21 protein-coding genes and 1 pseudogene are annotated in these 20,241 nt (G+C 37.0%); 7 read left to right on the top strand and 15 right to left on the bottom strand.

Annotated elements, in window-relative coordinates:
* Positions 1–3: 3 nt before the first annotated feature.
* Both ACM03V_RS10910 and ACM03V_RS10905 read left to right on the top strand, forming a co-directional pair.
* Positions 4–339 (top strand): hypothetical protein, encoded by a 336-nt coding sequence (locus tag ACM03V_RS10910; RefSeq protein ID WP_414620800.1) that lies wholly within the window; start codon positions 4–6, stop codon positions 337–339.
* Positions 340–440: 101 nt separating this feature from the next.
* Positions 441–1,136: a hypothetical protein gene (locus ACM03V_RS10905; protein ID WP_414620799.1), complete on the top strand. Its 696-nt coding sequence runs from the start codon at positions 441–443 to the stop codon at positions 1,134–1,136.
* A 567-nt stretch (positions 1,137–1,703) separates the two neighbouring features.
* Here ACM03V_RS10905 and ACM03V_RS10900 read toward each other — a convergent pair.
* From ACM03V_RS10900 to ACM03V_RS10885, 4 genes and pseudogenes are all read right to left on the bottom strand, one after another.
* Entirely contained in the window at positions 1,704–1,907 is a 204-nt protein-coding gene (locus ACM03V_RS10900; protein ID WP_414620895.1) for a DUF3155 domain-containing protein, read from the bottom strand.
* A 44-nt stretch (positions 1,908–1,951) separates the two neighbouring features.
* A pseudogene (locus ACM03V_RS10895) lies at positions 1,952–2,215 on the bottom strand (GIY-YIG nuclease family protein); the annotation flags it as partial.
* A gap of 56 nt (positions 2,216–2,271) precedes the next feature.
* On the bottom strand, positions 2,272–3,750 hold the full coding sequence (locus ACM03V_RS10890) for a hypothetical protein (protein ID WP_414620798.1): 1,479 nt from the start codon (positions 3,748–3,750) through the stop codon (positions 2,272–2,274).
* A 174-nt stretch (positions 3,751–3,924) separates the two neighbouring features.
* The gene (locus ACM03V_RS10885) at positions 3,925–4,212 is read right to left on the bottom strand and encodes a hypothetical protein (RefSeq protein WP_414620797.1); all 288 of its coding nucleotides are present in this window, start codon (positions 4,210–4,212) and stop codon (positions 3,925–3,927) included.
* A 378-nt stretch (positions 4,213–4,590) separates the two neighbouring features.
* On the opposite strand from ACM03V_RS10885, the gene ACM03V_RS10880 reads away from it, so the two are divergent.
* Together ACM03V_RS10880 and ACM03V_RS10875 are read left to right on the top strand one after the other, a co-directional pair.
* Positions 4,591–4,968, top strand: coding sequence for a hypothetical protein (locus tag ACM03V_RS10880; protein ID WP_414620796.1), 378 nt, complete (start codon positions 4,591–4,593; stop codon positions 4,966–4,968).
* Complete coding sequence (locus ACM03V_RS10875; RefSeq protein WP_414620795.1) at positions 4,950–5,609, top strand: hypothetical protein; 660 nt, start codon at positions 4,950–4,952, stop codon at positions 5,607–5,609. Before ACM03V_RS10880 ends, ACM03V_RS10875 begins: the two co-directional genes overlap by 19 nt.
* A 93-nt stretch (positions 5,610–5,702) precedes the next feature.
* Here the strand turns inward: ACM03V_RS10875 and ACM03V_RS10870 are convergent, their stop codons facing one another.
* A complete protein-coding gene (locus ACM03V_RS10870) occupies positions 5,703–7,286 on the bottom strand; it encodes a hypothetical protein (protein ID WP_414620794.1) in 1,584 nt (527 codons plus the stop codon).
* 356 nt (positions 7,287–7,642) lie between these two features.
* Here ACM03V_RS10870 and ACM03V_RS10865 point away from each other — a divergent pair, with 356 nt between their 5' ends.
* From ACM03V_RS10865 to ACM03V_RS10855, 3 genes are all read left to right on the top strand, one after another.
* Entirely contained in the window at positions 7,643–9,787 is a 2,145-nt protein-coding gene (locus ACM03V_RS10865; RefSeq protein WP_414620793.1) for an acylase, read from the top strand.
* A gap of 119 nt (positions 9,788–9,906) precedes the next feature.
* Positions 9,907–10,125 carry a hypothetical protein gene (locus tag ACM03V_RS10860; protein WP_414620792.1) on the top strand — a complete coding sequence of 73 codons (219 nt, stop codon included), beginning with the start codon at positions 9,907–9,909 and terminating at the stop codon, positions 10,123–10,125.
* Between the two features lie 137 nt (positions 10,126–10,262).
* Entirely contained in the window at positions 10,263–10,520 is a 258-nt protein-coding gene (locus tag ACM03V_RS10855) for a hypothetical protein (protein ID WP_414620791.1), read from the top strand.
* Positions 10,521–10,801: 281 nt separating this feature from the next.
* Here ACM03V_RS10855 and ACM03V_RS10850 read toward each other — a convergent pair whose 3' ends face one another.
* From ACM03V_RS10850 to ACM03V_RS10805, 10 genes are all read right to left on the bottom strand, one after another.
* On the bottom strand, positions 10,802–11,557 hold the full coding sequence (locus tag ACM03V_RS10850) for a thioesterase II family protein (protein WP_414620790.1): 756 nt from the start codon (positions 11,555–11,557) through the stop codon (positions 10,802–10,804).
* 166 nt (positions 11,558–11,723) lie between these two features.
* Positions 11,724–12,614, bottom strand: coding sequence for an oxidoreductase (locus ACM03V_RS10845; RefSeq protein ID WP_414620789.1), 891 nt, complete (start codon positions 12,612–12,614; stop codon positions 11,724–11,726).
* Positions 12,615–12,925: 311 nt separating this feature from the next.
* Positions 12,926–13,153, bottom strand: a complete 228-nt coding sequence (locus ACM03V_RS10840) for an MbtH family protein (RefSeq protein ID WP_414620788.1) — start codon at positions 13,151–13,153, stop codon at positions 12,926–12,928.
* 50 nt (positions 13,154–13,203) lie between these two features.
* Positions 13,204–13,530, bottom strand: a complete 327-nt coding sequence (locus ACM03V_RS10835; protein ID WP_414620787.1) for an MbtH domain protein — start codon at positions 13,528–13,530, stop codon at positions 13,204–13,206.
* 26 nt (positions 13,531–13,556) lie between these two features.
* Complete coding sequence (locus tag ACM03V_RS10830) at positions 13,557–13,886, bottom strand: hypothetical protein (RefSeq protein WP_414620786.1); 330 nt, start codon at positions 13,884–13,886, stop codon at positions 13,557–13,559.
* 123 nt (positions 13,887–14,009) lie between these two features.
* Positions 14,010–15,374 carry an MATE family efflux transporter gene (locus ACM03V_RS10825; RefSeq protein ID WP_414620785.1) on the bottom strand — a complete coding sequence of 455 codons (1,365 nt, stop codon included), beginning with the start codon at positions 15,372–15,374 and terminating at the stop codon, positions 14,010–14,012.
* Between the two features lie 4 nt (positions 15,375–15,378).
* Positions 15,379–16,410, bottom strand: coding sequence for a sucrase ferredoxin (locus tag ACM03V_RS10820; protein WP_414620784.1), 1,032 nt, complete (start codon positions 16,408–16,410; stop codon positions 15,379–15,381).
* A 77-nt stretch (positions 16,411–16,487) separates the two neighbouring features.
* On the bottom strand, positions 16,488–17,354 hold the full coding sequence (locus tag ACM03V_RS10815; protein ID WP_414620783.1) for an SDR family NAD(P)-dependent oxidoreductase: 867 nt from the start codon (positions 17,352–17,354) through the stop codon (positions 16,488–16,490).
* A gap of 101 nt (positions 17,355–17,455) precedes the next feature.
* Positions 17,456–18,796: a cytochrome P450 gene (locus tag ACM03V_RS10810; protein ID WP_414620782.1), complete on the bottom strand. Its 1,341-nt coding sequence runs from the start codon at positions 18,794–18,796 to the stop codon at positions 17,456–17,458.
* 51 nt (positions 18,797–18,847) lie between these two features.
* Entirely contained in the window at positions 18,848–20,227 is a 1,380-nt protein-coding gene (locus ACM03V_RS10805; protein ID WP_414620781.1) for a cytochrome P450, read from the bottom strand.
* Positions 20,228–20,241 lie beyond the last annotated feature (14 nt).

Below are 20,241 nucleotides of genomic sequence, written 5' to 3'. Positions count from 1 at the left end.
ACTATGGAGTATGTTAATGGTGTAGGTTTTTATCGCAGGTTGGGTATACACAGACCCGATGTTAAGAAAAAGAGAATTAAGCATAGATTATCTACAATGCGCCAGTGGGAGTTAATTGAATTACTACCGAGCAAACAATATCAACTGACAGAAATTGGTTTAGATAATATTAATAAATACCATTCAAGGTTGTGGAAACAGATGTGCGCTCGCAAAGATAATTTATTATGTTTAATTTGCGGGCATATATTATCTTCACAGGATGAAAAATGTCTCAGCTGCAAAATTAAGGATGCCCAAGGCAGAGGGGGAGTTAATACCTTGAGTAGAGGTCTATGATTCCTTTCTGCTCTACGGTTCAACCCAAGCAACAACAACTTTGTTCTAGCTAAATCAGTTATAATAATAGCTAGAACAAAATTGCATATCCCCCACCAACCATGCCCAAGAAAAAATGCGGTTTAGGTTTTGACTGTGCCTCAATGATGATCCAACCTGGGATAGACCCTAGCGACTGCTTGAATTACCAAACTTGCGGTAGTGCTTACGAACTGACACCTGATGAACAGTTGGAATTGATACGAGTTCGTGAAAGGCGGTGGGAAGAACTACAGCAAGCTAGAGCAGAAGCCCAGCAAGAACAGCAGCGGATTCAAGAAAGAATACTTATCTCAAGAAAACAAGCTGCAAGGATGATGCTGATAAGTCGGGGTTGTCCCCAATCCCTGGATTCATTAGGAATTACTTACCTAATCACTAATTTAACAGAGCAGTTATCTCAATTATCCCAACAATTAGCAGAAGCAACCCAAGACCAGTACATTCCGCCTCGTGGAGTAGAGGTTCACCAGTACAACGTTAAAAGGGGTAGAAAAATCTTTGAGTATAACAAATTAACGGCTAGCGAAGCCATATTCAAACCAATTGAAAAAACCAGGGAAGTAACCAGAAACGGTATAAGAGTTATGATAAATGTTGAAGCAGTTAGAATGATTCATCTATCAAGAGACGACGATGCCAGAAATATAGTTGCCAGAGAAAGTATTAAGCTTAGAAATAAGTTATTAAAAGTGGAAACGCTATTAAAAAATGCCCAGCAACTGATTGAAGAAGTTGGCAACTTAATAGAAAGCTGATTTTGGGATAACAAACAAATCTTGTTTATTAAATAATTAGTTAAACTGCGGTGCTAACAAGCGATTTTATTGATTGTATGCCAAAAAGGGGTTAAGTTCTAGCTGTAATTATAAATTGTTTAGTTAGAACAATATTTGTTAAGATTGGTAAGTATAGTTATGATTAAGTGTATGTTAGTTGTGCATGAATAATTGCTGTCAGTTTGAAAGAAAATTCTTCAACGCAATGCTTGCAGTTTTCATTAAAGCAATTAAAAGTTAGCTTCGGCGGTATGTGTCTTACTTTGTAAGTATCCATATCATGTATCACTGTTGTTACTCCTTCGTAATTACCAAACTTTATGTTGCAATGCGGGCATACAGCGATTTTTCATCATTTATATTTACCTATTCAGGGTTGTGTTCAAAGCTCATTTTTGTCTCCCAAATTAATAAATATTTAGTGTAACGAGCGTTTTTATTTTAGATTTGGGTAGTTAAATATTCTTCAATTTCTTTTGCAAACATTCGATGATTAATAAGAGCGTAATTGTAATTGAACAATCCTGAAATTGAATAGAACAACTTTTAATTTTGACCGTTGTATTTAAGTACGGTAACGATACATGGAGGTTTGTAGTTGTGTTGCCGAATAAAGTTTCGGGCAGTCGTGCATAATTTTTTATTATTTTCATAACAAGAATATTGCGACACTTTTTCAAACAATTTTTTACCTTGGCGCTGATTGCGTGATTTGTAAGCTGGTTGTTTTGTTCTTGTTTTTTGTACCATCTTTCCTTAATTGTCTTGCCAAAACTAGTCGATTGTTTTTTTTGACGTTTCAGTTTGATTTCTAATTGCCGCGCTTCTCTTTTACTTTTAGTGCGCCAGATATAGACTATTTGAAATGCAATTCCTTTTTCCACTGCTGCACGAGTAAATGCTGAACCCGTACCTTTTAGGTGTTGTTCAAACCGCTTCTTAAGGTTGGAACACGAACCCAAATAGTATTGAGCGCTATGCTTTTCATTACCTAAAGGTTTATCTAAACGAATTAGATAACAGCATGAACAGGAAGGAATTTTCTGTTCTTTCCCCATGATTTATTTGATGGAGATTTTTAATTAATCCCCATGTAGAAAAGTAGTATCCTGATTCAACTTTTAGTATTATTCACTAACTGCTGCTGTCGCGCTCGCAGGTAATGGATTATTTCTATTTCATGGAATGCTTTTTGTTCCCACAATAATGCACCGGGTAACTTTATCTGATACATCCCTGCTGCTATTTCTTTGAATTCTTGAATGACACCTTCTCTTTTTGCTTTAGCTAGTAGCTTAGTGGTTTGAGGTGTGATATCAAGTACCCTTTTTCGCTGCGTAGCAGAAAGCGCTTTCCATGCATTACCCTTGATTTCCGGGTGTTTGTTAAATAGATTTCTGATGTTTCCCCAATCACCATGTATCAGAGTTTCAATTGCCTTATCGAGTAATGTTGGTTTTACTTCTGTATCAGATTCAATTTGTTGCTCTAAATATTCTTCTTGCTGAATATCTTTTACGGTGGTGCAGTGAGTGAATGTTTCTGCTTCCTTTACAATTTGCAAGTTATTCCAATGGAAGTAAGATTGCGAATCATCAAACTTAACGAGTATAGGGGTGGCATTATTACCATGTAATTCGATTATCTTGCCTCGCCTATCTTTAAACTCACTTGTTTTGACTTCCACAGTGGCAGATATTCTGTAACCCATTGCTATGAGTGCATCATCGCGAATGGTAGTGCCTACCCATTCTAATTCTCGCTCAAAGTCGTGATAAGTAGCTAAAGTTGTACCCCAACTCTTTCTCCACTCAGTTTGGTTGCCATGTGCGTAATTGGAGAGATGCTCGAAAGAAGTTTCATTATGCCCGACAACATGGGAAACGGCATCCCACTTTTTCTCTTGGGGAACTGCTGCTTCCCATCGCTGGCAATTTTCTACGATTAAATTACCCGTTTCACCACTTATCTCGCCAAGTGTTTGGGTATCTTTTTTCAACTGCTCGTTTAATTCAATCCATTTCTCTTCAACAGTTTGCACTGGGTTGGGTTGCGAAGGCTGGTTATAATTATCATTGCCACTATTTTCTCTCACATCCACTTCTTGGGCAGCATTTTCTTCTGGCTGCCCTTTCTCATCTTCAATCTTTTGATATAAGTCGGCGATTGCTCGTCTAAGGATATTTTGCGGAATTAGTCCGTATTCATCCATCAATTTTTGGGTTAATACGCCAGTTTGTTGATCTTGTTCATAGACTGGGGGAAATTGTACGTAGCGTTCACCCCGACAATTTCTTTTCCAGATTGATGGCTTTTCGGGTAGCTGTGACTCTTTTTCTAGCTTGAGTTGAGCCTGCTTTTGCTTGATTAAATCTAATACGTAAGTAGAAGTTAAGTCATCTTCGTCAATTTGCTTTAATTCGTCGATTATTAAGCGATATTTCTCGGAGCATAGTCTTAATAAGGTAGTGACAGATATCTGAATCAAAGCATGGGGGCGATGTGCAAAATCCTCGAAATGTTCTGCTAACTTGAGCGCTCGTTTTTCTTCGGTGCTGCCCTTGTCCCATCCGTATCCTTTACTTCTTAACATCTATAAGAAACATATTTAATCAAAAACTTAAGCAGCATTCCGCTTTGCGATACTTTGCTGCTTTTTGTATGCTGCGAGTGCGTAAGCAAGAGTATGTTTATAGTATTTGGGCATACGAGATAATTCCATATTGCTGCCCCATTGGTATATCGTGATTTTAGATACTTTTAAAGTCTATGATAGTAAATTCAAAAATTGACTCCGAAACTTAGTGGAGCTTATTATCTTGAGCTTTTCTTCGGGTGATAAATCTTTGAGCAATATTTCTTCTATAAATTGCCTTGCGGTTATTCCTGGCGCTTGAGAATCGTTTGTCATGATTCTCTTTATCTCTTCTCTTGATAGTGCTACTAGAGCGTAGTTACAGGTAGTGCGAGCGTGTTGGGGCATATTTTCAAAGTTTGGGTTGTGCCCCCACTCCCGTACTGTTTTTCTTTGCAAACCTAATACCTTGGAGAGCAATCTGACGCATTTGGAAGAGTAATTGAAGCTGGTTTCTTCTTCGAGGGCTTCTGCGGAGGGAAGCTTATCGATACCAAAGCTGTATCGTAAAAATTACCTTGGCTCGATATTTTGGTTTTGAGTTTGGTCAATTTCAGATTTACGCATTTTTTCGGTAGAAGGATTTTTATTACGTTTATACATTAGCCTATTAGCAGCCTATAGGCATCCGTAAGTGAAAATCTATCTGATGGTTGGTTTTATACCTAATATTAGCCTATTAGCAGCCTATAGGCATCTTAGCCTTTGAAAAGGTGTTTTATTACACCTAAAATTAACCTATTAGCAGCCTATAGGATAATTTGTGATATTCTTTAGTATGTAAACTCTATGGAAAATATGCCCACAACCCACAAAATCAAAAGAATCAGCGTTGGTTTGCCTGCTTTGTATGTGAAAAAGCTCGAAAAATACTCAGCTTTATTAGGTCAAGCTCTTTCTCCTGCGGCAACCTATTTAATACAGACAAAGCTTGATGAGCTTGAAGAAGCGGGTAAGCTTGATGAATCTTCTGATGTGTTCGCTGATTATATAGATGTGCTATCCGGTGCTAAGTCGGTTAAAAATTTAGATATTCAAACTTTGAGTCGTTTAACAGGTAAGCCAATAGAAATATTAGAAGCTACTATTCACGAACATATAAATAAAGGTAGAGAATCTTGTTGTACGGATGATTGCGAGGAAGAGAAGCAGGATAAATGCCAAAACAAACAGTAGATTTTAATAAGTTAGCCAGATTAGCTAGGTTTACCGATAATGAAATAATCTTTAACTTATTTGACTCAGAAATAGAATCAATTTATGAATCAGGTAAGCATCGTTTGGAAAGGTGGGGATTGATCTTTGGTAAATCCGAGGTGCATTTAAAAGGAGAATTAGAAATGACTACTAAAACGATTAAAGTTGGCGGGGAAACACCTCTGGGTATTGTTGAGGATGCATTGCTACATACTTCAATCACTCCTAATGCTTGGAATTCGGATTGGATAAACATTTTTGATTTAATGACGAGAGGAGAAGGTCAAGACAAACCGATGGGGCTGATTAGATTAAGCGATCATCGCCAGTGCTGGGTTAACAAAGCTGGTGCTAATCTTTTTGCTTCTACTGGTGCGGAAATGACTCGCCGTCAAATTTCACGGTTTTGGTTTTCAGAATCATTAGAAAGATTAGAACAAGAACTCAGAACTAACAATTCCAATAATTTTGAGATTTCCTATCGTGCTTACAAAAACGAAACAAGCAGTGTAGTTCTCGATTTAGTGGGCGAAAACAAAGTTGTTCAGTTAGATGGCGAGTACTACCGTTTGTGTTCCAATAAGGATTCTCAAATTGTTGAAGTCGCTAAATTAGCTTAATTAGTTAAATGATTCACAACAAGACAACACCTCTGCTTTTATCCCAGCAAGAATTCTTGATGTTCTTCAGCCGATTTAAGCTTTTTTATCAGTTCAACTAAACATCAGATCCAAAAACGATATACTTTTAAATTCCTTTCTTAAAGTATGACTTTCACCTACCTGAGTGGGTGTTACAAAAGTATATCCAGATGGTAATAAGTAATCATATTCTTCTGCTAATTGCTTTGCTTTTTCCGAAGCTTGATATCCAGGGGCTAATTTCCGCTTGTGACATTGCCTTAAATGAGGACTAATACTTGCTATGGCTTTGGATACATTATCCGGATTACCAAACTTATTATCGAAATCCCTATCGTACTTAATACGGGAAACGTATTGAATACGATGTCTATTAACCCTTGATGATTTTCCGAATCCAGTTCCGGAAGTCGGCGTAATGTTTGGTTTTCTTAATACTTTTCTTGCAACTAAAAGATCGCGGTATGCAATTGTAGCAAGGAATTTAAGAATTTTAACTTCTGGATCGAAATCGGTATAATCTCCGATTATTTCCACGCTTCGCTGTTTGCCATCAATTTTACCGACAACAACTAAGCAATTATTTGGATTATCATCAAAATATGCAACAACTATTTTAACTAAGCATAGCAGACCACTGTTATCTTGGGGATAAAAGATAATTTCTTCTAGACCATTTTTATTAACAATGATGCTGGTGGGCTGATGTATTGAAAATTCTCTGTTAATTACAGCTTCTGTCAACACTTTGGTACAATTGTCAAATGCTTCTTGGCTAGGAATGTTACATAAGCTAGATACAGTAATTGTGTATAATTTCTGATTAACTTCATCACTATCATCAAGGATTTTATCCCACCTATCGCCATTAAGTAAATAAGCATATGCAGGTATTTTTTGCACAAATTTAGCTAATAAAACAATTTGACTTGAAGTATTTATCTTGAATTCTCGCCATATTATATTATCTTCAACTCGTGCAATTGGAAATTCTAATTTTTTAGTTTGTAGAAAGTGATTTTCGACTAAGTGCGTCGTATCACATACGATAGTGGGTGGAGCTTCATTTTTGATATAGTTTTGAATTAATGAAGATAATTTATCGAATTTATTAATAGGAATATCATCTTTATCTTTATGACTTAATTTGCTCGTTATCTCTTTTTTCAACTTATTTAATCTATTTCTATGCAACCATTTTGTAGCTTGGATGTAGCTGATTGAATTCGTCTGTGAATATATCATCCAATCATTCATTAACTTACACCATTTCTGAACCTCAAATTTATTCATAAGCCGATACCTATGGAGGTAACGTTCATGTTGAACATATAAATTAAGTTCATTTTGTTGACAAAGAATGTCAAACCACTTTTGGACAAAATCGCGATTTTCTTCTTTACTGACGTTAAATATCAAATCGAAGAATAAATCATTATTTTTTTCTTTTAATTTCCGATCTGTGTGCAGCACAAATAAAGCCCAGCAAAGCATTCCATAGGGGGTATTATCTATGCCAAAGCTAACTTTCCCGTAAGGTTCTTTCCATTTATCAATTAGTTCAATAAATTCTTGTTTACTAATTTCTGTATATGCTAATATAGCTAGATTCTTATTTTTATTTGAAATTATTCTTGGAACTATTTTAATTTTCATGTGTATCAAATTTAGAGCAAGTCTATAAATACCCTGTATTTAGCATCTTTATTTGGTAACAGCTATATTTATGTCTAAGAGTAAAACCTATATATTACATAAGAAAAACAAAAGCTTCAATCTAAACAGCTATATTTAATTATACTTTTGTAAAGAATAATTAAAAGTATTTGATAACAATTCCTGTTATTATTTATTAGGTAAAAGTGAAAAATTTTGCTGTGCAACGTAGGTTATAAAATAATCTACTGCCAAGGTACCAGTATCGACTCGGTAAGATATCAGTAAATGTGATATTTGGCACATATGCAGCTTTTTAAAATATCATCAATTAACTTAAATAATGTTCATTAGCTATGCAGCAGTTAATTCCTACCGTTAGCATTTTGCCGAATGGCGACAAACCTCTGATAATTAATGTTTTCCAAAGAAATCGCAATCGAATTTTACCATTTACACTCAGCCTATTGCTTGCATTTATTTTAGGATGTCAAACTCTAGGCTCTCCACCAAAAAGTACTGAAATATTGTGGGATACCTACGGCATACCGCATATATATAGTAACAATACCGCAAGTGCATTCCGTAGTTTCGGATGGGCGCAAATGCAAAGCCACGGTAATTTACTCTTGCGTCTCTACGGACAAGCAAGAGGACGTGCAGCCCAATACTGGGGAGAGGACTATATAGACTCAGACCGTTGGGTGTTGACAATGGGAGTACCCGAACGCGCTGGCGTTTGGTATGAAGCACAAGATCCATCTTTCCGTAGTTATTTAGATGCTTTTGCGAATGGTATCAATACTTACGCCAAAGAAAATCCGGATGCAATTGATGACTCTGTTGAAGTTGTTCTACCAGTCAAAGGAGAAGATATACTCGCTCATTTACAAAGAGTACTTAATTTTACATTTGTAGTCAGTCCAGAACAAGTTGCGGGTGTGAGTAAGTCAGAATCAAAAGCTGGTTCTAACGGGTGGGCGATCGCACCTTCTCGTTCAGCATCTGGTAATGCAATGCTGCTGGCAAATCCACATTTACCTTGGTCGGATTTGTTTTTATGGTACGAAGCTCAAATTACTGCACCGGGAATCGATGCTTATGGAGCATCACTTGTCGGGATTCCTGTTTTAACAATTGCTTTCAACGATAATTTGGGTTGGACTCATACCGTTAACACCCATGATGGGTGGGATGCTTATCAATTAGAACTAGCTGGTGATGGCTATCGTTTTGATGGTAAAGTTCGTCCTTTTGAAACAAAAACTCTTTCCTTGAAGGTAAAACAAAAAGACGGGACACTTAGTGACCAACCGCTGGTAGTTAAAAGTTCTGTTCATGGACCCGTTGTGTCAGAAAAAGATGGTAAAGCTACTGCACTGCGTGTTGTCGGTCTTGATCGACCGTTCGTGTTGTCACAATGGTGGGATATGGCGCGATCGCAAAATTTGGCAGAGTTTGAAAAAGCCCTCAAACGTTTGCAATTACCGATGTTTACAGTCATGTATGCTGACCGCGAAGGGCACATTATGCACTTATTTAACGGACAAGTTCCAGTACGCGAACAAGGGGATTGGAAATATTGGCGAGGTCAAATTCCTGGAAATACATCAAAAACTTTATGGACGAAAATTCATCCTTATGAGGATTTACCTCGAATTATTGACCCGGATAGTGGTTGGTTACAAAATGCTAATGATCCACCTTGGACAACAACCTTTCCAGCGGCTATTAAAGCAGATAAATATCCGTCTTATATGGCACCTCGTTTTATGGATTTCCGAGCGCAAAGTTCAGCTTCAATGTTAGCTGAAGATGAAAAAATAACCTTCGATGAAATGGTTAAATACAAGCACTCAACAAACATGGAGTTTGCAGAGCGGATTCTAGATGATTTACTTCCATCAGCGCGAAAGTATGGGGGTGAATTAGCACAGCAAGCAGCTACTGTTTTAGAAAAGTGGGATAGACAAGCGAATGCGGATAGTCGGGGAGCAGTATTGTTTGCGAACTGGGCACGAGAACTAGATTTTGATGAAGCCTTTAGTAAACCCTGGACAAAAGACTCACCATTGACTACACCTGATGGATTAGCTAATCCTAAGAGTGCAGTAGCATTGTTGGAAGCAGCTGCAACAAAGGTACAAAAAGTTTATGGAAAATTAGATGTTGCTTGGGGAGAAGTTTTTCGATTGAAATATAGGAATGTGAATTTACCGGGTAATGGTGGCGATGGAGACTTGGGGATTTTCCGTGTCGTCAACTTTGCTCCCTTAGAAAATGATCGATTTCAACCCGTCGCGGGTGATTCTTATGTTGCTGCGATTGAGTTTTCTAAAACAGTCAAAGCAATGGCGCTTATGAGTTATGGTAATTCATCTCAACCTGGTTCGCCCCATTCTGTTGACCAGTTACAACTTTTTGCTGAGAAAAAGTTGCGTCCAGTATGGCGTACTAGAAAGGATATTGAGGCTCATTTAGAATCTCGTAAAGTATTTTAGGAGTCTCATATATGGGCAGGCTTTGAAATCTGTAATAAGCCTGTCTCTCTATTTAAGGGTATCTCGGACGCACGGGGATATGGTGAAGATTTCCTGGGGGGATGTTTTCTGGGCTGATATTGATTAGCTTTTCGACCGTTGCTGTAGCATCGGAAACATTGCAAACGGAAATTACTCAAGAAGATTTACGAATAATAAATAAGCTAGTACGGATTGCCCAAAAGAACTCTCATGAGGTGAGAAAGGCGAAATATGAAATGGGATTGGATGCTTTTGCAGATACTATCAGTATAGAATTATCACCAATGAGAAAGTATTACAAATTATACAAAACCTAATTTTTTATTTGAAGATGTGCTAGGTTTTTCTATTAGTTTGACTATTAAACCGATTAAAATCTTTAGTGCCATAGATAAAATGCCTGTTATGAAGGCTCGTTTGCGAGAAACGGGCGCAGCAAACTCGTCTGAAAGTAATGAAACAATACTTTGCTTACTTACAAGCACGTCAAGCCAGCAAAATCGCCGCTTATCAGATGCAAAAATTTCGGGAGCGCGAACGCATTGCCAGTAATGTTTCTTTAGGAAATTCTCAGCAGTTAGATAATGCTGACTATGTTGCAGTAGCTACGGATACGTTGAATAAAAATATGCAGGAAAGATTGGCTTTAGAAGAACTTTCTGAAGTGGTTGGTTTATCTTCTCAAGATATGATAAATATTCTCAATAAATAGGATTAAATGATGCATTCTTGAATTAAGTAATATTAGTAGCTAACGCAGCGTACTGTAGGTATTGTACGAACTCATATTATATTTATTTATATTTTGCATTCAAACACAAAACTGATGTCTCGACGTAGCAGTGTTACGTCGAGACCAAACTGTTAGACCATAATTAATTTACTGTACTTAAAAAAAATATAGGCAAATATTACACAGCTATAAAAGGCATTTCAAGTTTCACCTTTATTGAGTTTTTAGTTAATGTAAACAACTTGCGCTTAGGTCGCTACTTATGCATAAGTTATTATTTTCAAGTATTTAACTAAATTTTCAAGTAAAAGTGATTGGGCTGAGTGTATAAAAAAGTGGTCTCCGGAAAACATTTGCAATTTGAAAGAGCTTTGTGTTTGCGATCGCCACCCTTCTAGTTCTTGTAAAGTTACTTCTTGGTCTTCTAATCCACCAAAAGCCGCAATTGGACATTCAAGTGGCGGCTCTTGAGTGTAAACGTAAGTTTCTAAAACTGCAAAATCGGCCCTTAGAATAGGGGTAAGTATTTGCATTAATTCGTTATTTTCCAACACTGAAGCAGGTGTACCATTAAGATGGCGAAGCTCTTGAAAGAACTCAGCTTCTGGGAGTGCGTGGATAGGTGGTTTCGGTGACGGGATTTGAGGAGCGCGACTAGCAGAAACAAATAGTTGGACTGGTTTTTTACCATATTCTTTGCGAAGATGGCGAGCAAGTTCAAAACTGAGCAATCCGCCCATACTATGACCAAAAAAAGCGAATGGTTTATCTAAATATGGGAGGAGAATCGGAGCAATTGCATTAACTAAAGCTTCCATTCGCGTAAATGGAGGTGATTTCATCTGCGTTCCCCGTCCTGGAAGTTCTATAGGACAAATTTCAATATTGTTAGGTAATCTCGAAGCCCATGTACGAAAAATTAAAGAGCTACCACCTGCATATGGAAAGCAAAATAACCTCAAGGAGGCTTGAGGTGATGGTTTAGGGCAAGTAATGTAGGAATTGAATGCTTGCATATTTATAATAATCTTTACAAATAAAACTTACGCGACTGGCATATTCTGGTCGTAGGGTGCTTGTACACTGACTCAATATAATGGTTTTGTGTCACGCACCAACCAGGGTTTTGTGACAATTGCGTAAGTCCTGACAAAAAAAAGGCAGGTGTCAAGTTAACTTCGACTACACTAGTTGAGCTTCATTTGCTACCACTTCATCAAAATCAGTACTTACAGATACTTCCCTCCAAGCATCTAATTCTGCTTTGATGAACTCCAATGCAGCTTCAATAGTTTTTACTGTATCTGCTCCCAATGCTAATCTGGTTGGTGGATTATCGCTATCAACTGCTTTAATTATTGCTAGAGCAGCTTTCTTCGGGTCTCCTGGTGCCTTGGCTTTCATTTCTTGCACGGGAACCACCCATTGACTTATTTCATTAATTAATGGCTTATAATCTTCAATCTGAGTGTCCATTAAGACATAAGAACGTCTGAAAAAATCTGTACGGAACCAACCCGGTTCAACCATCGTGACTTTTATCCCGAAAGGTGCAACTTCGTTAGCCAAAGAACCAGAAATTCCCTCTAGTGCAAATTTACTACTTCCATAAATTCCTCCCCCAGCACCAGCCCTAAAACAAGCAATTGAAGAAAAATTGAGAATATGACCGCTGCGTTGCTGTCGCATATGAGGTAGCACTGCTCGAAGTACTTCTAAGACACCAAAAAAGTTTGTTTCAAACTCACGACGAACTTCTTGATCGGGAACTTCTTCAATTACTCCAGCAACCTCACATCCTGCATTATTGACAAGTACATCAATGCGCCCAAAGAAAGCGATCGCCTTTTTCACAGCCTCCTTTACCTCTTCGGGTTTTGTCACATCAAGTTGTATTGATAATGTGCTATCCCGAAAGCTTGCCGCTAAATCTTCTACTTGCTGTAAATTCCGTGCTGTTAGCACCACAGTCTCGCCCCGCTCAAGTACTGCTTCTGCTAATGCTCGACCAAAACCACTTGAGCAACCAGTAATAAACCATACTCGTGTTTGAGAAATTGAGGACGCTACCATAATAAATTCTCCAATTTTTAAAAAGTGTTACTGACGTACTGCTAAAAAATGGGACAGGGTTAAAAGTTTTTTAGAAGAAAAACTTTTAAGGGAACCTATGACAGGCTTTTTTGAAAGCCCTCGTTTTCACGGTTCGGGACTCGTCCTGATACAGATTCAAGTCCCGTATCAGAAAAGCCGACCCCATTTTTTATAGAGCAATTGTAGCTAAGTTAAAAAACTTAAAATTGCATCGTTCAAAAAATGCTTTTATGAACTTGAAGTAGGCAGAAAAAAACCCACTCAAGTACGCAATTTAAACCTACAGTGGCTTAATGGGTGCTGCTAGATGTTTCCTGCATCTTTTTCCGGAGACTTAGCGGTCTCATGTCAGTCCAGACTTCTTTTATGTAATCTAAACATTCTTGTTTGAGTCCATTTTTACCAACATCTTTCCAACCTTGAGGATTTTCACGGTCTGATGACCAAATGGAATACTGTTCTTCATGATTAACTACAACTTTGTAAATTGTAGTGTCTTCCTTTTCATCTTGATACATAATTAACCTGGTGATATTTAACTAATATGTGAAGGTAGAAAGAAGTAAACTTATTGTTCTACTGGTTCTAAATGTCCTTTACCGTTCAAAGTCGCTAAATCAACATCTGCAATACATCTGACTTTTACATAGTTCAGTGTCAAATTACCAACTAAATGAACTTTCCCCGTTTGATGCTCAAAGTCAGCTTCATTAAACACAGATGCTTCCGAGTCGAGTCTTACACCTAGATCGGTACCTCCCTCTGTGTTTGTGAATTTGATATGTATATATCCTCGGTCAATATTTTCTTTAAGTGCTGTAGCTGTTTTTTCAGGTCGCAAGCTTGCTTCGATTGGATGTTCCCCTTCTGACAATCTTTGTACTAACTCGTTCATAGAAATATCTCCTAATTAATTAAGAATTATTTTTCGGAAGGACTTTCAGTTGCTTGTACTTGTACTGCTTCATAAACAGGAATCTCAAATTCAAGAATATTTTGACAAAACTCTTTCCATTCAGGTGTTACATTATCAAAAATAATATTCTCGTCTTTATAGATTCCATCTGTAACTACGTAGTTTTCTTGTAAATATAAAAAATCATCGTCCGTTAACACTCTTTTAACTTCTACTTCCTGACCATCTATCTCTTGTTTATATGCCCTTGTATTTTCTAAATTCTCAGTCCATTGCTCAAATTGACGTAAGTTTTTAATTAAGTATGCTTTGCAATACTTTGCCATTGTTGCCATTTTTCACCTACTTTTATACGTTTCGACAATCCGATCTAATTCTACATAAAAATAAGTATTTTATCAGTAAATTATTTATATAAAAAATGTTCTAATATTTGTATAAATAGAATTTATAAGTATTTATAAGTGCTGAAGTCTAGATAAAATTTTAAATTCTCTAAATGTTAATATCAAAGCTACTAACATAAATAAAATATCTCCTAAGATTGAGCCAATATATATACCTCTTAACCCCATAATATTTGAGAACAATAGCATCATTGGCACGTTGAAAACTATACTTTTTAAAAATAGTGCTAATAACACAACTTTACCTTTGCCGATAGATAAAAAAAGAGTATTGCTACAGTATGCTAAAGGCCATATAGGTGTTAATATATTGAGAATTCTAAAATTTGTCACATCATCTTCGGAGAAATTAACATTTGGCAGAATCAGATTTAAAAATATCCTTGGAAATAATTGTAAAGGTAGCCAAATAAATAGTAATAAAATAGCTCCAATTATTGCAAAAATTAAATATGCTTTCTTTAACCTGTTATATTTTTTTGAACCATAATTCATACCAATTACAGGTTTTAAAGCATTTGCAAAACCAATTATGGGAATAAAGACTAATGTAACCACTTTCATTGTTGCTCCAAAGAAAGCAATATCACTATTTGTTCCGTAATCAGAAATTAAATTAAAGATTATAAATTCTTGAACCAATATCATAACTGGATAAAATAGTGCTGATATTCCCACTGATAATATTGCGGGTAATAAATCTATTGCAATAGCTAACTTTTTCAAATTAACTGGGATAAAACTTTTACCTATAGTAAAATAAGCTAAATTCATAATACTAGAAACAACCATCGCAATAACTGTAGCAAGAGCAATGCCTTGGGTTCCCCAATCATATACAGTGATAAATATATAATTTAAGAATATGTTAACAGTTACAAAAGTCAGCTTAAATATTGTAGTTAATCTAATTTGTCCTTCTGAATTTATGACTTCACCACAAGCTGTTCCTACTATTAAGAAAACAGAACCTAATACATAAGTTTTAAAATATTTCGTCCCTTCGGAAGCTACTTCACCATTTCCTCCCATGAATGCAATTAATTCTTGACCAAAACTGTAGCCAATAATTGTAATAAAACATGAGATTACAACACTCATAATTATGAGGTTGCCAAATATTTTAGACTGAGTTTTAATATCTCCAGACCCAATAGCTCGACTGAGAACAGAAGCGGAACCTACCCCAATTAAACTAGCAAATCCATTTACTATATTTGTAAGGGGCAATGCAAGCGAGATACCAGCTAAAGCAGTTTCACCAATGAATCTGCCTGCAAATAAAGCATCAATAAAAGTATTTAAACTAAGCATCAATATCCCCAGAATACTGGGAACTGATAACTTGAACATCAGTTTAATTAAATTACCTTCAAGGATTTCATTTGTGATTTGAGATTGTTTTTGTGAAGTCATTTGTTTACTCAACTTTAACCAAACTGCTAACGCGATACTGCTTAACTGCTTCTAATTCCAAATATTTAGCTGAGTTAAATGCACTCATAACTTCACCACAAGCTTCAATTCTGGCCTCATAGGCACCTGTTTTACTACCATCAGTTGCAGCAAAATCAATCCGAACTTCTGCCCAATTAGGCTCGTGTTCTTTAGCGACTTCTTCCATCACCAGAACTTTTCCTGTTTTCAAGTAATCTAACCAACTCCAGCCAAACTGTATCCAAATTTCACGCTCGGCAATTTGCTCAAATTGGCTTAAACCAGTCCATCCTCGGTAGTATTTACATAAACCTGACACTGAACCATTTCGGTGTATTAGTAAATCTAATACATCTGGCTCTAGATGTCCCCACAAGCATCCTTGGGGTAAATCAATTAAAGTCGGAGCAAACTGATGACCACCAAAGTGAGTTGTTTGCCATACTCTTAATTTTCCGTTGGAAGCAGGAGCATATTCTTTACGTAATTGTCGGTATATAGGAGTTCCAAATCTGCCACAGGCTAGGTCTACTTGAGTATGAGTACAAACCATGAGTTCGCGAATGTGACTCGTTTGCTGTTGATATTGTTTAAATTCGGATAAATCATTAGGTTGTTGAATTAACTGTTTAAATATCGCCGTTACTAAATCAGCAGCTTTATTTTCTGGAACAATAAATTCCTGTTTCTCAAACCGAGAAAATAGCTTTGCAGGACGATAGTAGTAAAACACGCGGGTGAAACCAGGATTGGAATATTCGCGATCGGGAGCAATTAGTATCGGTTTTAACTTAATCCCATGCTGAAAAACTAACTCTTGGAATAAACCCATTAATGATTTGAGAGTGGGATTTTCCTGAAAAATTTCTTGCGGCCAAGGTTGTGGAATTTCCATAATTAACCAATAGTCACAAGTATCTGCTGTACCAATTAAGTCTTCTCCATTGGCTTTAGAAACGGCAGAGCAAAAACGACAGTCTTTTGCAAGAAATTGGGTATTATTTTGGGTTTGCATATTTACTGTACTGTGCTGTGGTTATTCTTCAAAAGAATGAAATATCAATAAACTATTAATCAAATCCAATATTTATATCAGATATTTTTAAAAAGATTGTCATAAAAATATTGGTGCGGCACTAATCTTTTATACAGCGCATTCAGTTTACTTTCCCACGGCGATTTTGCTACAAAATATTCTCTTTTAGGTTTGGAAGCTTCGAGAGCCTCTAATATCACTGCTGTCACTTTTTCAACTGGTAAACCTGTAGTCCGATTTCCCTTTGCAGAATTTTCCATAAATATTCTAAAATTTTTACCATATATAGCTTTCATTTCGGTTGACATATTAGCTAAAACTTTCTCGCAATTAGCTTCTACTTTGTCAGCCTGTTCTGAAGTGATTATTCCTTCTGGTAATATCGATAGTACTTCAATTCCACTCGAACGTAATTCGATTCGCAAAGAATCTGTAATTGCTTCAATTAAAAATTTTGAAGCAGATAAAAGACCTCTATATGGTAAAGCTAATTTACCACAAATTGCACTGATATTAATTATCCTACCTTTAGCTTTTCGTATCATTGGTAAGAAGGCTTGTGTGACTGCAATTTGACCGATAACATTTACTTCAAAATTCCATCTAATATCATCTATTGGAATACATTCTAATGGTCCATCTACCCCGACATATGCATTATTAATTAATGCTAATAATCCTTCATCCCCGATTGCCAATGAGACAAATTCTAAAGCTGATTTTATTTCTTCTGCTTTTGTAATATCCATAATGATGGGTGTTAAATTTCCAGATGCAGCCTGCTTTAGTGATTCAGCATCTTTTTCTGTACGGACTCCTGCAAAAACTCTATACCCTTGTTTATCTAGTAATAGCACGGTTGCTCGACCAAGACCTGTAGATGTTCCTGTTATGACGACTGCACCTTTATCATTCTTTGTCATATCTACTTTCTCCATTCCGGAAATATATTTTTAGATTGAAAAACGTATAAATCTAATAGCTAAAACAAGTTAGGAATAAATGGTTGGTACTTTGACTAATGTTAATGCTGACCGCGCATAACCATCTTTACACCGCTCTTTGGGTGACATTGGTCATCAAAACGCTTTTGTTTTTCTGGTCGATTGTTAACCAGTTCTAATTTACAGTTTGAAAGAATAGTTGCTAACACAAGCTTCATTTGAAACATAGCAAAAGGCGCTGCAATACAATTACGAGCGCCACCACCGAAGGGTAGAAATTCATAAGGGGAGAATTTTTTTTCTAGAAAGCGCTCTGGCTTAAATTGTTTTGGCTCTGGATATAAATCTTCACGTTGATGTATTAAATAAATATTACCAATGAGTACTGTTCCCGGAATTAATTCATAGCCCATCATCTCTAATGGAGACTCCACTAGTCTTGGCAGCATGAACATCGGACTTGAACAAATTCGTAAAGATTCGTTACAAACAGCATTCAAGTAGGGTAATGCGACAATATTCATCGGATTTAGATTGTCGCCGAGGCTATCAAGCTCTTCAAGGAGTTGCTCGCGAATATCTCTTAAACTATGAACCCAGTATAAACACCAGGTGAGCGAATGTGCTGCACCATCTCTACTTGCTAAAATAGGCAAAAACAAGAGGTCACGCACTTCTTCATCGCTTAATGGTGTACCCGTTTCATCACGAGCAAATATAAGCTCGGAAAGCATATCAGTACGTGAATAATCTGCTTGCTTCCGGCGTTCTTGGACTTCATCATATAAAAATTGTAATATTTCTTTGTAAAGGTAATTACGGTATCCCGCTGGACTCCATCGACCTAAATCTAATTGTGCAAAAGCGAATTGTTTAACAACAAGATCGAACAGTGGAGATTCTTCATATTTTATCAAAGAGGTAAATAGACGCTTGATTTTTTCATAGCGCTCTCCTTCTCGCAAGCCTATCACAACCTCTATTGCTACCTGTAAGATAATTTTTAATCCGATTTCATAAGCAGTGAAAGTTTTTCCAATACCCTGTTGACTAATAATTTTTTCTGTTAGTTTGCAAATACGTTGTCCGCTTGCATTCATTCGCTCTCCGTGGTAAGCCTTCATTAAAAGAGGACGACGATGTTTATGAACTAAGCCATCAATTTGAAGGATTCCTCGCTGTTCTACTGTCAAGGTGGAATCTCGGAAAAATGTACCAGAGTCTGTAATCTGTTTGGTATTATTGAAAATCTGCTTTATTCCTGAAGGATTACTGACGTAAACAATTGGTGTAGAACCAGACATTATAGTTACAACATCACCATAGCGTTTATAAATAGCATCCATACAGCCAAGCGGATTATTTTTAAGTTGCTGACTTAGCAGCCAAGCGGGTGTTTTAACTTTTGGAGGTAGCGTCATAAATATTACTTACTCCAGTATCAATGGAAAGGAATGAATTTGCTCTTTTGATTAAATTAAATCAACAGCTAATAACTGGGACTGTCCTTGATGTTGACGCAGACTACGCACAATCATCTTCACACCACTATCAGGGTAAGAAATTAGACCTTCAAATTTAGGACGTTCTGGGCGGTTACTGACTAGCTCTAGTTCATAATGCGAAAGGATGGTTGCTAATACTAGTTTCATTTCAAATAGGGCAAAAGTTCCGCCAATACACACGCGAGAACCACCACCAAAAGGTAGAAATTCGTAGGAAGAATATTGCTTTTTTAAAAAGCGTTCTGGTTGAAATTCTTTTGGTTCCGGGTATAAATCTTCACGCTGATGTGTCGAATAAATATTACCAACAAGTATTGTTCCTGGCTTCAACTCGTAACCCATCACCTTGACAGTAGATTCTACCAACCGGGGAAATGCAAATAACTGAGTTGGGTAAATTCGTAAAACTTCGTTACAAACTGCACTTAAATACGGTAATGCAAAAATGTTCATGGGGTCTGGGTTTTCACCAAGACTATCAAGTTCACAAAGTAGGCGATCGCGAACATGAGGAAAACGGTGAATCCAGTATAAAGACCAAGCAAGTGCTGTTGACGAAGCATCCTGGGCTGCAAAAAGAGGTGAGATTAATAAGTCTCGCACTTCCTCCAAGGTTAACAGATTACCTGCTTCATCCTTTGCTAATACTAGCTCAGAAAGAATATCAGTACCTAAGTTCTGTGCTTGCTGGCGACGCTCTTGAACTTCGGTGTAGAGCAAATCAAAAAGTTCTCGCCGCAGGTAAAGCAAGTATCCTTGCGGACTCCACCGACCTAAATCTCGCCCCCCAAAAGGTAGATTTTGAGCAATTTTTAGCGATGGAGATGACATCTGTTTCAAAGCCAAAGAAAGCAATTGCTTGAGTCTGTTGTAGCGCTCTCCTTCAGATAATCCCATCACAACTTCTATGCTCACCCGTACAGTGATATCTTCCATTGTTGGATAGCCAATGAAAGGTTTGCCTATTGCCTGTTGTTGCATAACCTTGTGTGTAAGGTCACAAATTCGCTGTCCGTGGGTTTGCATCCGCGCACCGTGAAAAGCAGGCATTAGAAGCTTACGTCGATGTTTGTGGCGTATCCCATCAAGTTGAAGGACTCCTTGTTTTCCCGTCATCAAGGCGAAACCCCGGTTTAATTTGCCACTAGCTGAAATTTCCTTGGTGCTTGTGAAAATCTCTTTTATTCCTAAAGGATTACTGACATAAACTGTTGGTGCAGAACCCGACATTAAAGTAATGATATCACCATAACGTTTGGAAATAGCATCCATATAGCCAAAGGGGTCGGCATTGAATTGCAGAGGTATTAGCCAAGAAGGAATTTTCGGTCCTGGGGGTAATTTCATAAGCATTTTTACTC

The organism is Calothrix sp. CCY 0018, assembly GCF_963920925.1.
Lineage (GTDB): Bacteria > Cyanobacteriota > Cyanobacteriia > Cyanobacteriales > Nostocaceae > Rivularia.
Note: the sequence above shows the minus strand (reverse complement) of the source record. Positions and strands in the feature narration are given on the sequence as shown.